Genomic DNA, 17668 nt, shown 5'->3' with positions numbered 1-17668 from the left:
ACGTTGAAATTAATCAAAAATGCTCAAATTTTAGATAACGGTGAACTTAAGCAAACATCTATTTTAATTGACGGTCAACATATTAAAGAAATAAGCAATAATATTGAAGTTGATGAAAGTGTTGAAGTAATTGATGCACAAGGACATTTTGTAGCACCTGGTTTAATTGATGTTCACGTTCATTTACGTGAACCAGGTGGAGAACATAAAGAAACGATTGAGACAGGTACGAAAGCTGCAGCTCGTGGTGGGTTTACAACTGTATGTCCAATGCCAAATACACGTCCAGTACCGGACACTGTGGAACATATGGAGCGTTTACAACAATTAATTCAAGAGAACGCACAAGTACGTGTATTACCATATGCATCTATAACCGTACGCCAAGCTGGAAAAGAACATGTTGATTTTGAAGCACTAGCTAAGCAAGGTGCTTTTGCGTTCACAGACGATGGCGTAGGTGTTCAAGAATCAGCAATGATGTATGAAGCAATGCAACAAGCAGCTAAAGTTAATAAAGCTGTGGTAGCACACTGCGAAGATAATAGTTTAATTTATGGTGGTGCAATGCACCAAGGTAAACGAAGCGAAGCGTTAGGTATACCTGGCATTCCGAATATTTGTGAAGCGGTACAAATCGCGAGAGATGTGCTACTAGCTGAAGCAGCAAATTGTCATTATCATGTATGTCATGTTTCAACGAAAGAAAGTGTTAGAGCTATTCGTGATGCTAAAGCAGCTGGTATTCATGTGACAGCCGAAGTTACACCACATCACTTATTACTAACTGAAGATGATGTACCAGGTGATAATGCAATTTATAAAATGAATCCACCTTTAAGAAGTAAAGAAGATAGAGAGGCCTTATTAGAGGGGTTATTAGATGGAACGATAGATTGTATTGCAACTGACCATGCACCACATGCGAAAGAAGAGAAAGCACAACCGATGACTAAAGCGCCTTTCGGTATTGTAGGAAGTGAAACTGCATTCCCATTACTATATACGCATTTTGTAAAAAATGGAGATTGGTCATTGCAACAATTAGTGGATTACTTAACTGTTAAACCAGCACAAGTATTTGATTTACCATATGGCAAATTGGAAGAAGGACACTTAGCTGATTTAACAATGATTAATCTGGAAGAAGAGCGCGAAATCAAAGGTGAAGATTTCTTATCTAAAGCAGATAATACACCATTTATTGGTTACAAAGTTTATGGTAACCCAATTTTAACTATGGTAGAAGGCGAAGTTAAATATAAGGAGGATAAATAAATGCTTGAGCGACGCTATCTTGTATTAGAAGATGGGACTTATTATGAAGGATATCAATTGGGATCTAACAACTTATCAGTTGGAGAAATCGTATTCAACACAGCGATGACAGGATACCAAGAAACAATCTCAGACCCTTCATATACTGGTCAAATCATTACATTCACATACCCATTAATTGGTAATTACGGTATTAACCGAGACGACTTTGAAGCACTAACACCAACATTAAATGGTGTAGTAGTGAAAGAAGCAAGCACTCATCCAAGTAACTTTAGAAATCAAAAAACGTTACACGATGTGCTTGTACAATACAAGATACCTGGTATCTCAGGCGTAGATACACGTAGTATTACTCGTAAGATTAGACAGCATGGTGTACTTAAGGCAGGGTTCACTGATAATCGAGAGGACATTGACACACTAATCAGTACATTACAAGGTACAACGTTACCTCGAAATGAAGTGGAAACAATATCTACTAAAACACCATACGTCTCTACAGGATCTGATTTGAGTGTCGTCTTGTTAGACTTTGGTAAAAAGCAAAACATTGTAAGAGAATTAAATTTGCGTGGGTGCAATGTGACAGTAGTACCTTATGACACATCGGCTGAAGAGATATTAGCTATGTCACCTGATGGCGTGATGTTATCTAATGGCCCTGGTGACCCAGATGTGGTAGAAGTTGCATTGGATATGATTAACGGTATTTTAGGCAAAATTCCATTCTTCGGTATATGCCTAGGACATCAATTATTCGCGCTATCTCAAGGTGCGACGTCATTTAAAATGAAGTTCGGTCATCGTGGTGCAAATCACCCTGTAAAAGATTTACGAACTGGAAAAGTAGATATCACAAGTCAAAACCATGGTTACGCTATTGATAAAGATTCATTGGCACATACTGACTTAGAAGTGACACATATTGCGTTAAATGATGGTACGGTTGAAGGATTAAGACATAAGACATTACCAGCATTTTCGGTGCAATATCATCCTGAAGCACGACCAGGCCCAAGCGATTCAAATTATTTATTCGATGAATTTATGGCTATGATGAAAGAATTTAAAGAAAAGGAGCAAACAGCAAATGCCTAAACGTGACGATATACAAACGATTCTAGTTATTGGATCAGGTCCAATTATCATTGGACAAGCTGCAGAATTTGATTACGCAGGTACTCAAGCGTGCCTTGCTTTAAAAGAAGAAGGCTACCGTGTCATATTAGTCAACTCTAACCCAGCAACGATTATGACAGATAAAGAAATTGCAGATAAAGTTTATATCGAACCGTTAACACATGACTTTATTGCACGTATTATTCGTAAAGAACAGCCTGATGCACTGTTACCAACATTAGGTGGTCAAACAGGTTTGAATATGGCAATTCAATTACATGATAGTGGTGTACTTGAAGCAAATAATGTGAAATTACTAGGTACGGAATTAAAGTCAATTCAACAAGCAGAAGATAGAGAATTATTTAGATCATTAATGAATGATTTAAATGTACCTGTCCCTGAAAGTGATATTGTAAATACTGTTGAACAAGCATTTGCGTTTAAAGACGAAGTAGGCTATCCACTCATTGTTCGTCCTGCCTTTACAATGGGAGGTACTGGTGGTGGTATTTGCTACAATGATGATGAATTAAAAGAAGTAGTGAGCAATGGGCTACATTACAGTCCAGCGACACAATGTTTAATTGAAAAATCTATTGCGGGCTACAAAGAAATTGAATATGAAGTCATGCGAGATAAAAATGACAATGCAATTGTTGTTTGTAATATGGAAAATATTGACCCAGTTGGTATTCATACTGGAGACTCTATCGTAGTAGCGCCGAGTCAAACGTTATCAGATGTTGAATATCAAATGTTACGTGATGTATCTTTAAAAGTAATTCGAGCATTAGGTATTGAAGGTGGATGTAACGTCCAACTTGCATTAGACCCACACTCATTCAATTACTATATTATAGAAGTAAATCCACGTGTATCACGATCATCAGCGCTTGCATCTAAAGCAACTGGCTACCCAATTGCAAAATTAGCAGCAAAAATAGCAGTAGGATTAACATTAGATGAGATGCTTAACCCTGTCACAGGCACATCATATGCTGCCTTTGAACCAACGTTAGATTATGTTATTTCAAAGATACCGAGATTCCCATTTGATAAATTTGAAAAAGGCGAACGTGAATTAGGTACTCAAATGAAAGCCACTGGTGAAGTAATGGCTATCGGTCGTACATATGAAGAATCATTATTGAAAGCAATACGTTCACTTGAATATGGTGTACACCATTTAGGCTTACCAAATGGAGAAAGTTTTGATTTAGATTATATTAAGGAACGCATCAGTCATCAAGATGATGAAAGACTCTTCTTTATAGGTGAAGCAATTAGACGTGGTACGACGCTTGAAGAAATACATAATATGACGCAAATTGATTATTTCTTCTTAAATAAATTCCAAAATATTATTAATATCGAACATGAGTTGAAAGCACACCCTGGAGATTTAGACTACCTTAAATATGCTAAAGACTATGGCTTTAGTGACAGAGTGATTGCACATCGATTCGGTATGACTGAAGCAGAAGTTTATCAATTGCGCCAAGAAAATGGCATTAAACCTGTATACAAAATGGTTGACACTTGTGCTGCTGAATTTGAGTCAACAACACCCTATTACTATGGCACCTATGAGACTGAGAATGAATCCATCGTGACAGATAAAGAAAAAATCTTGGTACTTGGATCAGGTCCAATTCGAATTGGGCAAGGGGTGGAATTTGACTATGCTACTGTACATGCAGTATGGGCAATTCAAAATGCCGGATACGAAGCAATTATCGTGAATAATAATCCTGAAACAGTATCGACTGACTTTTCAATATCAGATAAATTATACTTCGAACCATTAACTGAAGAAGATGTAATGAATATCATCAATTTAGAACAACCTAAAGGCGTAGTCGTGCAATTTGGAGGTCAGACGGCTATTAACTTAGCGGATAAATTAGCTAAACATGGGTTTCAAATATTAGGAACGTCTTTAGACGATTTAAATCGTGCCGAAGATAGAAAAGAATTCGAAGCCTTACTGCATACCATTAATGTACCTCAACCTAAAGGTAAAACTGCGACTTCTCCAAAAGAAGCACTTGAAAATGCCCGTGAAATTGGCTACCCGGTTGTGGTGAGACCATCATATGTACTCGGTGGTCGTGCTATGGAAATAGTGAATAGCGACGCTGAATTAGAAAACTACATGGAACAAGCTGTTAAAGCGAGCCCAGAACATCCAGTATTGGTAGATAGATATTTAACTGGTAAGGAGATAGAGGTTGATGCGATATCAGACGGTGAAACAGTCATCATTCCTGGTATCATGGAGCACATCGAACGTGCAGGTGTTCATAGTGGTGACTCAATCGCTGTTTATCCACCACAAACTTTAAGCCAGGAAGATATTAATACGTTAGAAGACTACACAATTAAATTAGCTAAAGGGCTTAATATCGTAGGCTTGATTAATATCCAATTTGTGATCGCACATGATGGTGTTTACGTACTAGAAGTAAACCCTCGTGCAAGTCGAACTGTACCATTCTTAAGTAAAATCACAGACATTCAAATGGCACAACTTGCGATGCAAGCTATAATGGGAACGCAGCTTAAAGCGTTAGGCTATAAGCAAGGCATCCAACCATATTCAGAAGGTGTCTATGTAAAAGCACCTGTCTTCAGTTTTAATAAATTGAAAAATGTCGATGTGACTTTAGGACCAGAAATGAAATCTACCGGTGAAGTGATGGGTAAAGATCTAACTTTAGAAAAAGCACTTTACAAAGGATTAACGGGTAGTGGTGTAGAAGTTAAAGATCATGGTACTGTACTTATGACAGTAAGTGATAAAGATAAAGACGAAATTGTAAAAATTGCTCACCGTTTAAATGAGGTAGGGTATAAGATTCTAGCTACTCAAGGAACGGCACAAAAATTAGAAGAACATCATATTCCAGTTGAAGTTGTAGGCAAAATTGGTGGCGATGATGATTTATTAACACGTATCCAAAATGGTGAAGTACAAATTGTCATTAATACCATGACTAAGGGTAAAGAAGTAGAGAGAGACGGTTTCCAAATTCGTCGCACAACAGTTGAAAATGGTGTGCCATGTTTAACATCATTAGATACTGCGAATGCTTTAACAAATGTGATTGAAAGTATGACATTTTCAATGAGAACGATGTAATATGACAATTCAAGAACGACAAGGTTGTATTGAGTCAGGATTTTCTTAGTCAGACGACTGCGACCGCGTCGTTCATTTTCAAAGGAGTTATAATATGAAAGATTTACCTATCATAGCACTAGATTTCGAATCCGCAGAAAAAGTGAATACATTTTTAGATAAATTTGATGAACCACTTTTCGTGAAAATCGGAATGGAACTCTTCTATCAAGCAGGGCCAGAGTTCATTAAATCTATTAAATCACGTGGTCATGATATTTTCTTAGATTTGAAGCTACATGATATTCCAAACACAGTTGAAAAAGCAATGGAAGGCTTAGGAAAGTTAGATGTCGATTTAGTTAATGTGCATGCAGCTGGAGGTACAGCCATGATGAAAGCTGCAGTAAGGGGATTGCACAAATTTAGTAATGATACAAAGATTATTGCTGTTACACAATTAACATCTACAACTGAAGAAATGTTGCGTAATGAGCAAAACATTCAAACAACAATCGAGGAAGCCGTATTAAACTATGCGACATTAACGCAACAAGCAGGTTTAGATGGTGTTGTATGCTCTCCATTAGAAGCAGAATTATTAACAAATGAATTAGGTTCAGACTTTTTAAAAGTAACACCTGGAATTAGACCAAAAGGGGCAGCTGTAGATGATCAAAAGCGAATCACTACACCTGAAGACGCTAAACAATTAGGGGCAACACATATTGTAGTTGGACGACCAATCACGCAAAGTGAGAATCCTGTAGAAAGTTATCACACTATTAAAGAAAGTTGGTTAAGTTAATATGGCAAAAGAAATAGCAAAATCTTTATTAGATATCGAAGCAGTAACATTATCTCCAAACGACCTATATACATGGAGTTCAGGAATTAAATCTCCGATATACTGTGATAATCGTGTAACATTAGGCTATCCAGAAGTACGAAGTGCCATCCGTGATGGATTGAGCCAGTTGATTATTGAACAATTCGGTGATGTAGATATTATATCTGGTACAGCAACAGCAGGTATTCCGCATGCAGCGTATATCTCTGAGAAATTAAATTTACCAATGAATTATGTTCGTTCGAAAAGTAAAAGCCATGGCAAACAAAACCAAATTGAAGGCGCTTTAAGCAAAGGCAAGAATGTCGTCGTTGTCGAAGATTTAATCTCAACAGGTGGATCTTCAATTACTGCAGTTGAAGCATTAAAAGAAGCGGGGGCCAATGTCGTAGGCGTAGTAGCCATTTTCACTTATGGCTTAAAGAAAGCAGATGACATGTTTAATGATATCAATGTCCCTTACTACACATTAAGTAACTATAATGAGTTAATTGAAGTTGCACGTGAAGAAGGTAAAATTTCTGAGCATGATATACAAACTTTAGTTGAATGGAGAGACAACTTGTAATATGCTATGTCAAAAGGGGGATTGATTAATATGACAGATAGTGAAGCGAATCGTTTCTATAATAATATGAAGCACGTTAATGAATTCTTATATAGAGATGAAGACTTCAAATCCCCAGACAACGCAATGTCGATTGATAATAGCATTAAAGAAATAAGTAAAAATCAATCTAAAGTAAACATGGACTCATTTGTACATACAAGTGACCTCTTTAAAAAGGCTAAGCAATCGCTTAGACAAAAGGGTAAAATCGATTAAAAAAAACGTGGTATAGGCGCACACAATCATCTAAAGTAATAGATGACATGTTGTCATATCTATACCACGTTTTATATGTTTAGAAATATAATACATAACGCTTAGCGAATAAAAATTTTAATAAGTACCCATCCGATAAGTAAAACAATAAGCATACATAAAATAGGTATAACAAGATGCATCATAATTGAAAGCCTCCAATTGAACTTTATTCTAATTTTAACTTGAAAATAGAATAAGTCAAAAATTTAGATTAACGAAATTATATAGTTAAATTTTTTTAAAATGATATAGATTAGTTTAAAATAAGTATTAAAGATAAAGAGAGGGGAATCAATGTGGAAATACCTAAAATAACAACATTTCTAATGTTTAATAATCAAGCAGAAGAAGCAGTTAATTTATATACGAGTCTGTTCGATAATAGTGAAATTTTAACTATGGTTAAATATGGAGAGGATGGACCGGGTGTGCCAGGCACAGTACAACATTCTATATTTACGCTAAATGGGCAAGTATTTATGGCAATTGATGCGGATAATGGTGAGAATTTGCCCATGAATCCGTCAATTTCTTTATATATTACGGTTGATAATGCGATGGAAATGGAACGACTATTCAGTGGTTTGAAGAAAGAAGGCGCAATATTAATGCCTAAAACTGCGATGCCGCCATTCCGTGAATTTGCATGGGTACAAGATAAATTTGGTGTTAGTTTTCAACTGGCATTACCTGAAAAATAAAACATGGGATTAGAACTGGATGTAGTTGTGCGTTCGGTTCTAATCCCTTTTTAAATATACTTTCATCATTTTAGTGTCTGTGCGATGCAGCTTATTTAACTTTCATACTTTGAATTTTGTCATAATCTGGCGTTGCGAATAATGTTTTTTGATTATCATACGTTACAAATCCTGGTTTAGCACCAGATGGTTTGTGAACATTTCTAATTTCTGTATAGTCTACAGGAATTTGTCCAGAATTTCCGGCTTTTGAGAAATAACCAGCTAACATAGCAGCTTCTTTAATCGTTTGTTCACTTGGTGCATCATTAAGAATAACGACATGAGAACCTGGAATATCTTTTGTATGGAACCAAATATGTGACTTTTGAGCTTTACGATTTGTTAAATAATCATTTTGTTTATTATTTTTGCCTACTAGTATCGTATCCCCATCTGTAGAAAGATAGGTTTGAAGTTGAAGTGTATCATTCTTTTTCTTTTTAACGTTTTTACGTTGTTTCATAAATCCTTGTTCTGCTAGTTCATCACGAATATCATCTATCTCATCAACCGTAATATGGTCGAGTTGCTGTTCAATATTTGCAAAGTAATCGATGTTCTCGCGCGTTAATTGAATTTGATGATCTAATTCGCGTTCACGTGTTTTCATTCGATTATATTGCTTGTAATAATATTGTGCATTAACTGACGGTGATTTAGTAGGGTTTAATGGAATCGTAATGTCTTCATTCGTATAGTAATTGAGAACAGTTACAGCATCATCGCCTTGCTTAATGCGGTAAATATTAGCAGTAATGAGTTCACCGTATAGTTGCTGTTTATCTTTATCTTTAGCACTTTCATACTCCGTAATCAGTTTGCTCAATTTATGTTGATATTTTTGAGATTGCTGTTGAACAAAGCGTACTAAATCATTTGCGCGTTGTTTGACACGTTCGCGTTCTCCACGGGCATCATAATACCGGTCTAGTAATTCATGTAAGGATGCATATTCAACCATATCATCATGAAACTGTTCTAATTTCATGAAATAAAAATCTTCTTTTCCAGTTTCATGATTTTTATGGAAAACAGGTACAGGTGTTTGTAACGTTTGAGCGATAACCTCATCATAAGCTTTAGGTAGAGTGTCTGTTGTCATAAATTGATAGCGATTGACTATTTCATTAGTAATCAGTGGACTAAAACCTTCAAACGTGTTCAATAACTGCTTTGCAAGTTTACCACTATTAAAATCTACATATTTTAAAGCTTCGTCCCCAGAAACGTCAAATGGATTTAATTTATTTTGTGTTGGTGGTGCTTCATATTTAAAACCCGGCATAACCGTACGATACTGATTTGTATTCGGGGTTAAATGTTTAAATCCTTCAATAATTTTATAATTTTCATCAACAAGTAATAAATTGCTATGTTTACCCATAATTTCTAAAATAACGGTGCGATAAATGGTATCCCCAATTTCATCTTTACTTTCAACATCGATTTCAATACGGCGGTCATTACCGATTTGACGTACTGATTTAATAATGCCACCTTCTAAATGTTTCCTAAATACGCGTGCGAACATTGGTGGTTCAAATGGGTTATCATACTTCTTCGTTGTGATATGCATTCTTGAAAAACTAGGGTGTATGGATAGTAATAGTTGATGATTTTTGCGATTTTGGCGTACAACCATAAGAATCGTATCATTTTCTGGTTGATTAATCTTATGGATTCGTCCAGATACTAAAAACTGTAGTGATTCAACTATTTTTCTAGTGAATAAGCCATCATATGCCATAAATAATTTCCACCTTCAATTTAATCATTCAGTATATTGTAACATGGTAAAAAGAAAGCGTCATGATTTAAGTTTATGTTACATACTCTATACAATTTTCACTACAATATGATATTATATTTAAATAATAGAAGAATAGCTTAGAGAGGTCGTAAGGCATGGATAATGAAAAAGGATTACTAATTGTTCTTTCAGGTCCTTCAGGAGTAGGTAAAGGAACTGTACGCAAAGAGATATTTGATGATCCAACTACATCATATAAGTACTCTATTTCAATGACGACACGTAATATGCGTGAAGGTGAAGTTGATGGTGTAGATTACTTTTTTAAGACGAAAGAAGAATTTGAAGCTTTAATTCAGGAAGATCAATTTATTGAATATGCTGAATACGTTGGAAATTACTATGGTACGCCTGTTCAATATGTTAAAGATACTATGGCTGCTGGACATGATGTATTTTTAGAAATTGAAGTAGAAGGTGCTAAACAAGTAAGAAAGAAATTTCCAGATGCATTATTTATCTTCCTTGCACCACCTAGCTTAGACCATTTGAAAGAACGATTAGTTGGACGTGGCACTGAGTCAGATGAGAAGATTCAAAGTAGAGTAAATGAAGCACGTAAAGAAGTAGAGATGATGAATCTTTATGATTACGTTGTAGTCAACGATGAAGTCCATTTAGCGAAAGATCGTATTCAATCAATTGTTGAAGCAGAACACTTAAAACGCGAACGTGTTGAAGCTATATATAGAAAAATGTTATTGGAGGCCAAAAAATAATGTTAAACCCACCATTAAACCAGTTACAATCGAAAATCAATTCTAAGTATTTAATTGCTACGACTGCAGCTAAGCGTGCACGTGAATTAGATGAAAGACCTGAAACAGCTTTATTAAGTGGATATCATTCAGCTAAACCAGTTGGTGAAGCATTAGAAGAAATTGCTAGCGGTAAAATCACACCAGTCGTTTCTGACGAATTCACTATGTAAAACCAAATGAAATTAATTTATCCATATGCACATCTTATTGATTTGAGTATTACGCTTCTTCAATAAGATGTGTCTTTTTAATTACACCTTTAATTTGTGTATAATAAATTTAATATAAATTATGATTAATAATCGATATAGTAAAAGGGAGAAATACGATTATGAAACACATTTTGCTAGCTGTTACAGGTGGTATTGCAGCATATAAAGCTATAGATTTAACGAGTAAATTAACACAAGCTGGTTACGATGTACGCGTAATGTTATCTGAACATGCGCAAGAATTTGTTACACCACTTGCTTTTCAAGCAATTAGTAGAAACCCAGTCTATACCAATACATTTAAAGAAGAGAACCCGCAAGAAATTCAACATGTCGCATTGGGTGATTGGGCAGATGCGATTATCATTGCGCCTGCAACTGCAAATGTGATTGCGAAATTGAGTGTGGGTATTGCAGATGATATGCTGACATCTACGTTGTTAGCAACTGAGACACCTACCTTTATTGCTCCGGCAATGAATGTACATATGTATGAGAATAAGCGTACACAGCACAATATTAACGTATTAGCACAAGATGGCTATCGCTTTATTGAACCTGGGGATGGTTATTTAGCGTGTGGTTATGTAGCAAAAGGAAGAATGGAAGAACCATTACAAATTGTTAAAGTCATCAACGACTTTTTCAAATCACAAAAGGTAAAGGCGCATAGTTCATTTAAAGGTAAACATGCATTAGTTACAGCTGGGCCAACTGTAGAAGTGATTGATCCTGTTCGTTATGTATCCAATCGTTCTTCAGGGAAAATGGGTTACGCTCTAGCTGAAGCGCTACAAAAAAGAGGCGCACACGTTACGTTAGTGACAGGGCCAACGCAATTAGTAGATCCTATTGGTATGGACATTGTACATATTGAAAGTGCGGAAGACATGTTTGAGGCAGTAACGACACGTTTTGATCAGCAAGACATTGTATTTAAAGCGGCAGCTGTATCTGATTATACGCCGATGGAAGTATTAGATCATAAAATGAAGAAACAAGATGGCGACTTAGCCGTTACCTTTAAACGAACTAAAGATATTCTAAAATATTTAGGTGAACATAAAGCACATCAATATTTAGTAGGTTTCGCTGCTGAAACGCAAAATATCGAAGCCTATGCGCAAGATAAATTAAAACGAAAAAATGCTGATGTGATTATTTCGAATAATGTAGGTGACAAAACGATTGGTTTTAAATCAGATGATAATGAATTAACCATGCATTTTAAAACTAATGAAATGATTAATATTAAGAGAGGCAAAAAGGTTCAATTAGCTGAACAAATTTTAGATGAATTAGAAACTAGGTGGCAATAATGATTGCGAAGGTAATCGTAGATATTCCTTCTAAGAGTGTGGACTTTAAATTTGATTATTTGATACCAGAGCATTTAGAGGCTTTTATTCAGGTAGGGGTTAGGGTGGTTGTTCCATTCGGTCCGCGTACAATTCAAGGATATGTCATGGCTATTGAAAATGAACCAAGTGATGATATTAATATTGAGAAATTGAAAGTAATCAAAGAAATTCAAGATATGAAACCTGAATTAACCTCTGAATTGATTCAATTGAGTGAATGGATTAGCCACTATCATGTATCTAAGCGCATTTCAGTACTTGAAGTAATGTTGCCCAGTGCAATTAAAGCAAAGTATACGAAAGTCTTTGAAGTTGTGAAATATAATGATATCGATGACCAATTGATTGAATACTTTGATGCTACGGGGCAATATAAATATAAAGAAGCGCAAAAGAATAATCATCTTCCTGTTTTAAATAAATTGTTAAAAACAGGCGCAGTGAAAGAAGTTACAATATTATCTCAAAATGTAAAAAAGAAAACACAGAGAGCGGTACGTATCGTAGAAGGTTATCATCCAGATGAGGTCTTAGCTAAACTTGAGAAGAAAATAAAGCAGTATGACGTGTATGCTTATCTATTAGATGAACAACATAATACAGTATTTCTGAAAGATATGGAAGAGATGGGATTCTCAAAATCAAGTATAGATGGGTTAGTTAAGAAGGGTTATATTGAGAAATATGATGCCGAAGTAGAACGTGATCCGTTTGCACATCGTATATTTGAACGTGAAGAGAAGCGGGAACTTACTTCAGAACAGCGTGTTGCTTTTCAACAGATTAAAGACAAAATCGATAATAAAGCGCAACGTACATTCTTATTACATGGTGTGACAGGTTCAGGTAAAACAGAAGTTTACTTACAGACAATCGAAGAAGTACTCAATGAAGGTAAAGAAGCAATGATGTTAGTGCCTGAAATTGCTTTAACTCCACAAATGGTCTTACGATTTAAACGCCGATTTGGTGATGACGTAGCGGTGCTACACTCTGGTCTATCTAATGGAGAACGCTACGATGAATGGCAAAAGATTAGAGACGGTAGAGCACGTGTCAGTGTTGGTGCACGATCAAGTATCTTCGCACCATTCAAAAATTTAGGCATAATTATTATTGACGAGGAACATGAATCAACATACAAGCAAGAAGATTATCCACGGTATCATGCTAGAGATATCGCTGAATGGAGAAGTCAATATCATCAATGTCCTTTAGTATTAGGAAGTGCAACACCAAGCCTTGAATCATACGCACGAGCTGAAAAAGGCGTGTATCAGTTACTATCATTACCTACCAGAGTGAATCAACAAGCATTACCTTCGATAGATATCGTTGATATGCGCGAAGAATTGAGTGCAGGAAATCGATCAATGTTTTCTAACGAATTAAGAGAAGCAATTGAAGAGCGCTTACGTAAAAATGAACAAATCGTTTTATTTCTTAATCGTCGTGGCTATGCATCATTTATGTTATGCCGAGATTGCGGTTATGTGCCTCAATGCCCACATTGTGATATTTCATTAACGTACCACAAGTCAACAGATCAATTGAAGTGTCATTATTGCGGTTACCATGAAGTACCTCCAAATAAATGTCCTAATTGTGAAAGTTCTCATATTCGCCAAGTAGGTACAGGTACACAACGTGTGGAAGAAATATTACAACAAGAATTTGAAGGTGCACGTATTATACGAATGGATGTAGATACTACTTCTAGAAAAGGCGCGCATGAAAAATTACTATCCGAATTTGAACAAGGTAAAGGCGATATTTTATTAGGCACACAAATGATTGCAAAAGGGTTAGATTATCCAAATATCACCTTAGTAGGCGTTTTAAATGCTGATACTATGTTGAATCTACCTGATTTTCGTGCGAGTGAGCGGACATATCAACTGTTAACACAAGTGGCTGGAAGAGCAGGACGACATGAAAAGCCGGGTAACGTCATTATTCAAACTTATAATCCTGACCATTATGCAATCGAAGATGTTCAAAAAAATGATTATTTAACTTTCTATCATAAAGAAATGGAATACAGAAAAATGGGCAAGTATCCACCTTATTATTTTCTAATCAATTTTACGATTTCGCATAAAAATATGAAGAAAGTGATGGAAGCATCCAAACATATACATCAAATCTTACTGCAGCATCTCACAGATCGTGCGTTAGTGTTAGGACCATCACCAGCTGCAATTGCTCGTATTAACAACGAACATCGATTCCAAATCTTAGTGAAATATAAGCGTGAACCGGAATTGTTAAAAGCACTTCAATATTTAGATGATTATTATCATGAGGCATATCTTAAAGACAAACTTGCATTAAAAATAGATATCAATCCGCAAGTATTAATGTAAACAAAAAGAGTTACGTAGTTATTAGGTTTAAAGACCTAACTTACGTAACTCTTTCTTTCGTAAATATTAGTTTTTACATGACAACATTACCGTTTTCATCGGCTGGTCTAAATAATGTAAGAATAGCACTAATGATTGCAATGATATGTGGAATACCTGTCCAACAGAATAATAAGTGTAAAAGACCAGACATTGTTTTACCGGCATAGAATTTATGAACACCGAAACCACCTAAAAATATAGCTAAAACAATATAAATAATTTTATTTACTTCCATTTTGGCACCTCCTTTAATTGTGCAAGTGATGATAAGTTAAGTTACTTTTATTTTAATAGACTGAAAAATAAAAGCAATTAATAGTAGCTAGAATGGATAAATTTCAGACTAAGGTCGCAATTCAAAGTGAATTAAGTTATAATTGTATGATGAATTTTTTCAGGAGGAGCAAAATAAATGGCGATACAAAAATTAGTCCAGTCAACGCATCCTGTATTAACGAAACAAGCGGAACGCATAACAACATTTGATGCTACATTAAAAGATTTATTATTAGATATAGAAGATACATTATATGCTAATGAGGCATCAGCGCTTTGCGCACCTCAAATTGGTATTAGTAAGCAAGTAGCTATCATTGATATGGAACTTGAAGGATTGCTACAACTAATCAATCCTATAATTAAAACGGAGTCTAAAGATAAAGTCACAGACCTTGAAGGTTCAGTAAACACACCAGGTATCTACGGGGAAGTCGAACGAAGTAAAATGATAACTGTAGAAGCCAATGATTTAGAAGGTAATACGATAGAATTAACCGCTTATGATGATATAGCGAGAATGATGTTACACATCGTTGACCAATTAAACGGTATATCATTTACTAAGCGTGCACAGCATTTATTAACTGATGAAGAAGTGGAGGCGTATTTTGAAAATGACTAAAGTGATATTTATGGGAACACCTGATTTTTCAACTAAGGTATTGGAAATGTTAATAGAAGAACACGACGTTATCGCAGTCGTAACGCAACCTGATAGACCAGTGGGACGTAAACGTGTATTAACACCACCACCTGTTAAACGAGTGGCTGAAGAACACAATTTACCTGTTTATCAACCAGAAAAATTAGCGCAATCTGACGAATTGGCACAACTGTTACAATTAGAACCTGATTTAATTGTTACTGCTGCATTTGGTCAATTATTGCCTGAGACATTACTACAATTACCTAAATTAGGTGCAATTAATGTCCATGCATCATTGTTACCTAAATACCGTGGTGGTGCGCCCATACATCAAGCAATTATTGATGGTGAGGCACAAACTGGTATAACAATTATGTATATGGTTAAAAAGTTAGATGCTGGCAATATTATTTCACAAAAAGCAATTGATATAGAAAATGATGATAATGTAGGTACGATGCATGATAAGCTTAGTATATTAGGCGCAGATTTATTGAAAGAAACATTACCAGCAATTATCGATGGTACAAATGATAGTACGCCTCAAGATGATACGCAAGCCACATTCGCTTCAAATATTAGTAGAGAAGATGAACGTATTGATTGGACGATGACCGCTGAAGATATTCATAATCATATACGTGGATTATCACCATGGCCTGTTGGCTATACTACGATGGATGATACAAACTTGAAATTGTATGCTGCACATATCGTGCATAACAAAAAAGGGCAACCAGGGGAGATCGTCGAAACGACTAAAAAAGCAATTATAGTTGCTACAGGCTCTGATGATGCAATTGCCTTAACTGATATTCAATTAGCTGGTAAAAAACGTATGCTAGCAGCAAATTATTTAAGCGGTGTTCAAGAATCGCTAGTTGGGAAATTATTAAAATGACACAAACAGTAAGAGAATTAGCATTTCAAACAATTCAAGAAATCTTTAATGATTATGCTTACAGTAACTTAAGAATCAATGAGGTACTTTCTACCGGGGACGTATCTAGTATTGATAAACCTTTGTACACTGAACTCGTGTATGGAACTGTAAAACGGAAAATGACGCTGGATTTTTATCTTAGACCTTTTGTAAAAACGAAAATTAAAAGTTGGGTCAGACAATTATTATGGATGAGTTTGTATCAGTATATTTATTTAGATAAAGTTCCTAATCACGCCATTATAAATGAGGCAGTTAATATTGCGAAACGTCGTGGTGGTCCTCATAATGGTAATGTTGTTAACGCTATATTGAGAACAATCTTTAGAAGTGAATTGCCAAGCTTAGATTCAATTAAAAATGATAAACAACGTATGGCTATTGAGTATAGTATTCCAAAGTGGATTATAGAGCATTGGATTACGCATTATGGTGTTGAGACTACACGTGAAATAGCATATTCATTTATGGAACAAACTGCAAGTACTGTGCGTGTTAACACAAGTAAAAATAAAGTTGAAGATGTCGTAGCAGGGTTACAAGCAGAGGGATATGACGTTGAAGTGGATGAACTGATTCCTTATTGTTTACATTTAAAAGGACGTCCAATAATTGAATCCGACAATTTTAAAAATGGAAATATTTCAATTCAAGATAAGAGTTCAATGTTTGTAGGATATTTAATGGGTGTCGAAGACAATGATGTTATTTTGGATGCATGTAGTGCACCAGGTGGCAAAGCGTGTCATATTGCAGAATTATTAGCATCAAGTGGTCATGTGGATGCGACAGATATTCATAAGCATAAAATTGGTTTAATTAAAGAAAATATTGGAAAATTACAACTTAAGAACATTAAAGCATTTGATCATGATGCAACACAACCATACAAAGATGTATATGACAAAATACTTGTTGATGCACCATGTAGTGGTTTAGGCGTATTACGACATAAGCCAGAAATTAAATATGTTCAAACAAAGCAAGATATTCAAGACTTGGTTGAATTACAGTTACAGATATTAGACAATGTTAAAGAAAACTTGAAACCTGGTGGAACTCTAGTCTATTCAACGTGTACGATTGAACAACTCGAAAATGAAAATGTGATTTATACCTTCTTAAAAAATAATAAAGACTTTGAATTTGAATTAATGACACATCCTGTTAGCGGTGAACAAGTAAAAACAATACAGATTTTACCCCAAGATTTTAATTCAGATGGCTTTTTCATCACAAAAATAAAAAGAAAGGAAAGTTAAG

At 35.3% G+C, this 17668-nt stretch carries 16 protein-coding genes; 14 read left to right on the top strand and 2 right to left on the bottom strand.

Annotated elements, in window-relative coordinates:
* The first annotated feature begins 3 nt into the window (after positions 1 to 3).
* The 7 genes from JVV30_RS00630 to JVV30_RS00600 all read left to right on the top strand — a co-directional run bounded on the left by JVV30_RS00630 (position 4) and on the right by JVV30_RS00600 (position 7943).
* The gene (locus tag JVV30_RS00630; RefSeq protein ID WP_204192925.1) at positions 4 to 1278 is read left to right on the top strand and encodes a dihydroorotase; all 1275 of its coding nucleotides are present in this window, start codon (positions 4 to 6) and stop codon (positions 1276 to 1278) included.
* Positions 1279 to 2379, top strand: coding sequence for a carbamoyl phosphate synthase small subunit (locus JVV30_RS00625; protein ID WP_070855466.1), 1101 nt, complete (start codon positions 1279 to 1281; stop codon positions 2377 to 2379).
* Positions 2372 to 5545 (top strand): carbamoyl-phosphate synthase large subunit, encoded by a 3174-nt coding sequence (carB, locus tag JVV30_RS00620; RefSeq protein WP_204192924.1) that lies wholly within the window; start codon positions 2372 to 2374, stop codon positions 5543 to 5545. Before JVV30_RS00625 ends, carB begins: the two co-directional genes overlap by 8 nt.
* A 94-nt stretch (positions 5546 to 5639) precedes the next feature.
* Entirely contained in the window at positions 5640 to 6332 is a 693-nt protein-coding gene (gene pyrF, locus JVV30_RS00615; RefSeq protein WP_070855470.1) for an orotidine-5'-phosphate decarboxylase, read from the top strand.
* Position 6333: 1 nt separating this feature from the next.
* Complete coding sequence (gene pyrE, locus JVV30_RS00610; RefSeq protein WP_070855472.1) at positions 6334 to 6942, top strand: orotate phosphoribosyltransferase; 609 nt, start codon at positions 6334 to 6336, stop codon at positions 6940 to 6942.
* 30 nt (positions 6943 to 6972) lie between these two features.
* Positions 6973 to 7200, top strand: a complete 228-nt coding sequence (locus JVV30_RS00605) for a hypothetical protein (RefSeq protein ID WP_070855474.1) — start codon at positions 6973 to 6975, stop codon at positions 7198 to 7200.
* 338 nt (positions 7201 to 7538) lie between these two features.
* Positions 7539 to 7943: a VOC family protein gene (locus JVV30_RS00600; RefSeq protein WP_070855476.1), complete on the top strand. Its 405-nt coding sequence runs from the start codon at positions 7539 to 7541 to the stop codon at positions 7941 to 7943.
* A 91-nt stretch (positions 7944 to 8034) separates the two neighbouring features.
* On the opposite strand, the gene JVV30_RS00595 is transcribed toward JVV30_RS00600, so the two are convergent.
* Positions 8035 to 9732 carry an Rqc2 family fibronectin-binding protein gene (locus tag JVV30_RS00595; protein WP_204192922.1) on the bottom strand — a complete coding sequence of 566 codons (1698 nt, stop codon included), beginning with the start codon at positions 9730 to 9732 and terminating at the stop codon, positions 8035 to 8037.
* A 158-nt stretch (positions 9733 to 9890) separates the two neighbouring features.
* Here JVV30_RS00595 and gmk point away from each other — a divergent pair, with 158 nt between their 5' ends.
* From gmk to priA, 4 genes are all read left to right on the top strand, one after another.
* Positions 9891 to 10514: a guanylate kinase gene (gene gmk / locus JVV30_RS00590; protein WP_053029214.1), complete on the top strand. Its 624-nt coding sequence runs from the start codon at positions 9891 to 9893 to the stop codon at positions 10512 to 10514.
* Positions 10514 to 10726 carry a DNA-directed RNA polymerase subunit omega gene (gene rpoZ / locus JVV30_RS00585; protein ID WP_011275989.1) on the top strand — a complete coding sequence of 71 codons (213 nt, stop codon included), beginning with the start codon at positions 10514 to 10516 and terminating at the stop codon, positions 10724 to 10726. Before gmk ends, rpoZ begins: the two co-directional genes overlap by 1 nt.
* A gap of 161 nt (positions 10727 to 10887) precedes the next feature.
* The gene (coaBC, locus tag JVV30_RS00580) at positions 10888 to 12087 is read left to right on the top strand and encodes a bifunctional phosphopantothenoylcysteine decarboxylase/phosphopantothenate--cysteine ligase CoaBC (RefSeq protein WP_070855480.1); all 1200 of its coding nucleotides are present in this window, start codon (positions 10888 to 10890) and stop codon (positions 12085 to 12087) included.
* A complete protein-coding gene (gene priA / locus JVV30_RS00575; protein WP_053029218.1) occupies positions 12087 to 14495 on the top strand; it encodes a primosomal protein N' in 2409 nt (802 codons plus the stop codon). The genes coaBC and priA overlap by 1 nt, the downstream gene beginning before the upstream one ends.
* 73 nt (positions 14496 to 14568) lie before the next feature.
* Here the strand turns inward: priA and JVV30_RS00570 are convergent, their stop codons facing one another.
* Positions 14569 to 14772, bottom strand: coding sequence for a TM2 domain-containing protein (locus tag JVV30_RS00570; RefSeq protein ID WP_053029220.1), 204 nt, complete (start codon positions 14770 to 14772; stop codon positions 14569 to 14571).
* Between the two features lie 177 nt (positions 14773 to 14949).
* Here JVV30_RS00570 and JVV30_RS00565 point away from each other — a divergent pair, with 177 nt between their 5' ends.
* From JVV30_RS00565 to rsmB, 3 genes are read left to right on the top strand one after another with little or no spacing between them, the layout of a single operon-like run.
* Positions 14950 to 15438: a peptide deformylase gene (locus JVV30_RS00565; protein WP_070855482.1), complete on the top strand. Its 489-nt coding sequence runs from the start codon at positions 14950 to 14952 to the stop codon at positions 15436 to 15438.
* Positions 15431 to 16363, top strand: a complete 933-nt coding sequence (gene fmt, locus JVV30_RS00560; protein ID WP_070855673.1) for a methionyl-tRNA formyltransferase — start codon at positions 15431 to 15433, stop codon at positions 16361 to 16363. Before JVV30_RS00565 ends, fmt begins: the two co-directional genes overlap by 8 nt.
* Complete coding sequence (rsmB, locus tag JVV30_RS00555; protein WP_070855484.1) at positions 16360 to 17667, top strand: 16S rRNA (cytosine(967)-C(5))-methyltransferase RsmB; 1308 nt, start codon at positions 16360 to 16362, stop codon at positions 17665 to 17667. The genes fmt and rsmB overlap by 4 nt, the downstream gene beginning before the upstream one ends.
* Position 17668 lies beyond the last annotated feature (1 nt).

Origin of the sequence: Staphylococcus sp. GDY8P47P, assembly GCF_016892225.1 — a bacterium.
In the GTDB taxonomy this organism is placed as follows: domain Bacteria; phylum Bacillota; class Bacilli; order Staphylococcales; family Staphylococcaceae; genus Staphylococcus; species Staphylococcus borealis.
This window is presented reverse-complemented; position numbering and strand designations above follow the sequence as displayed.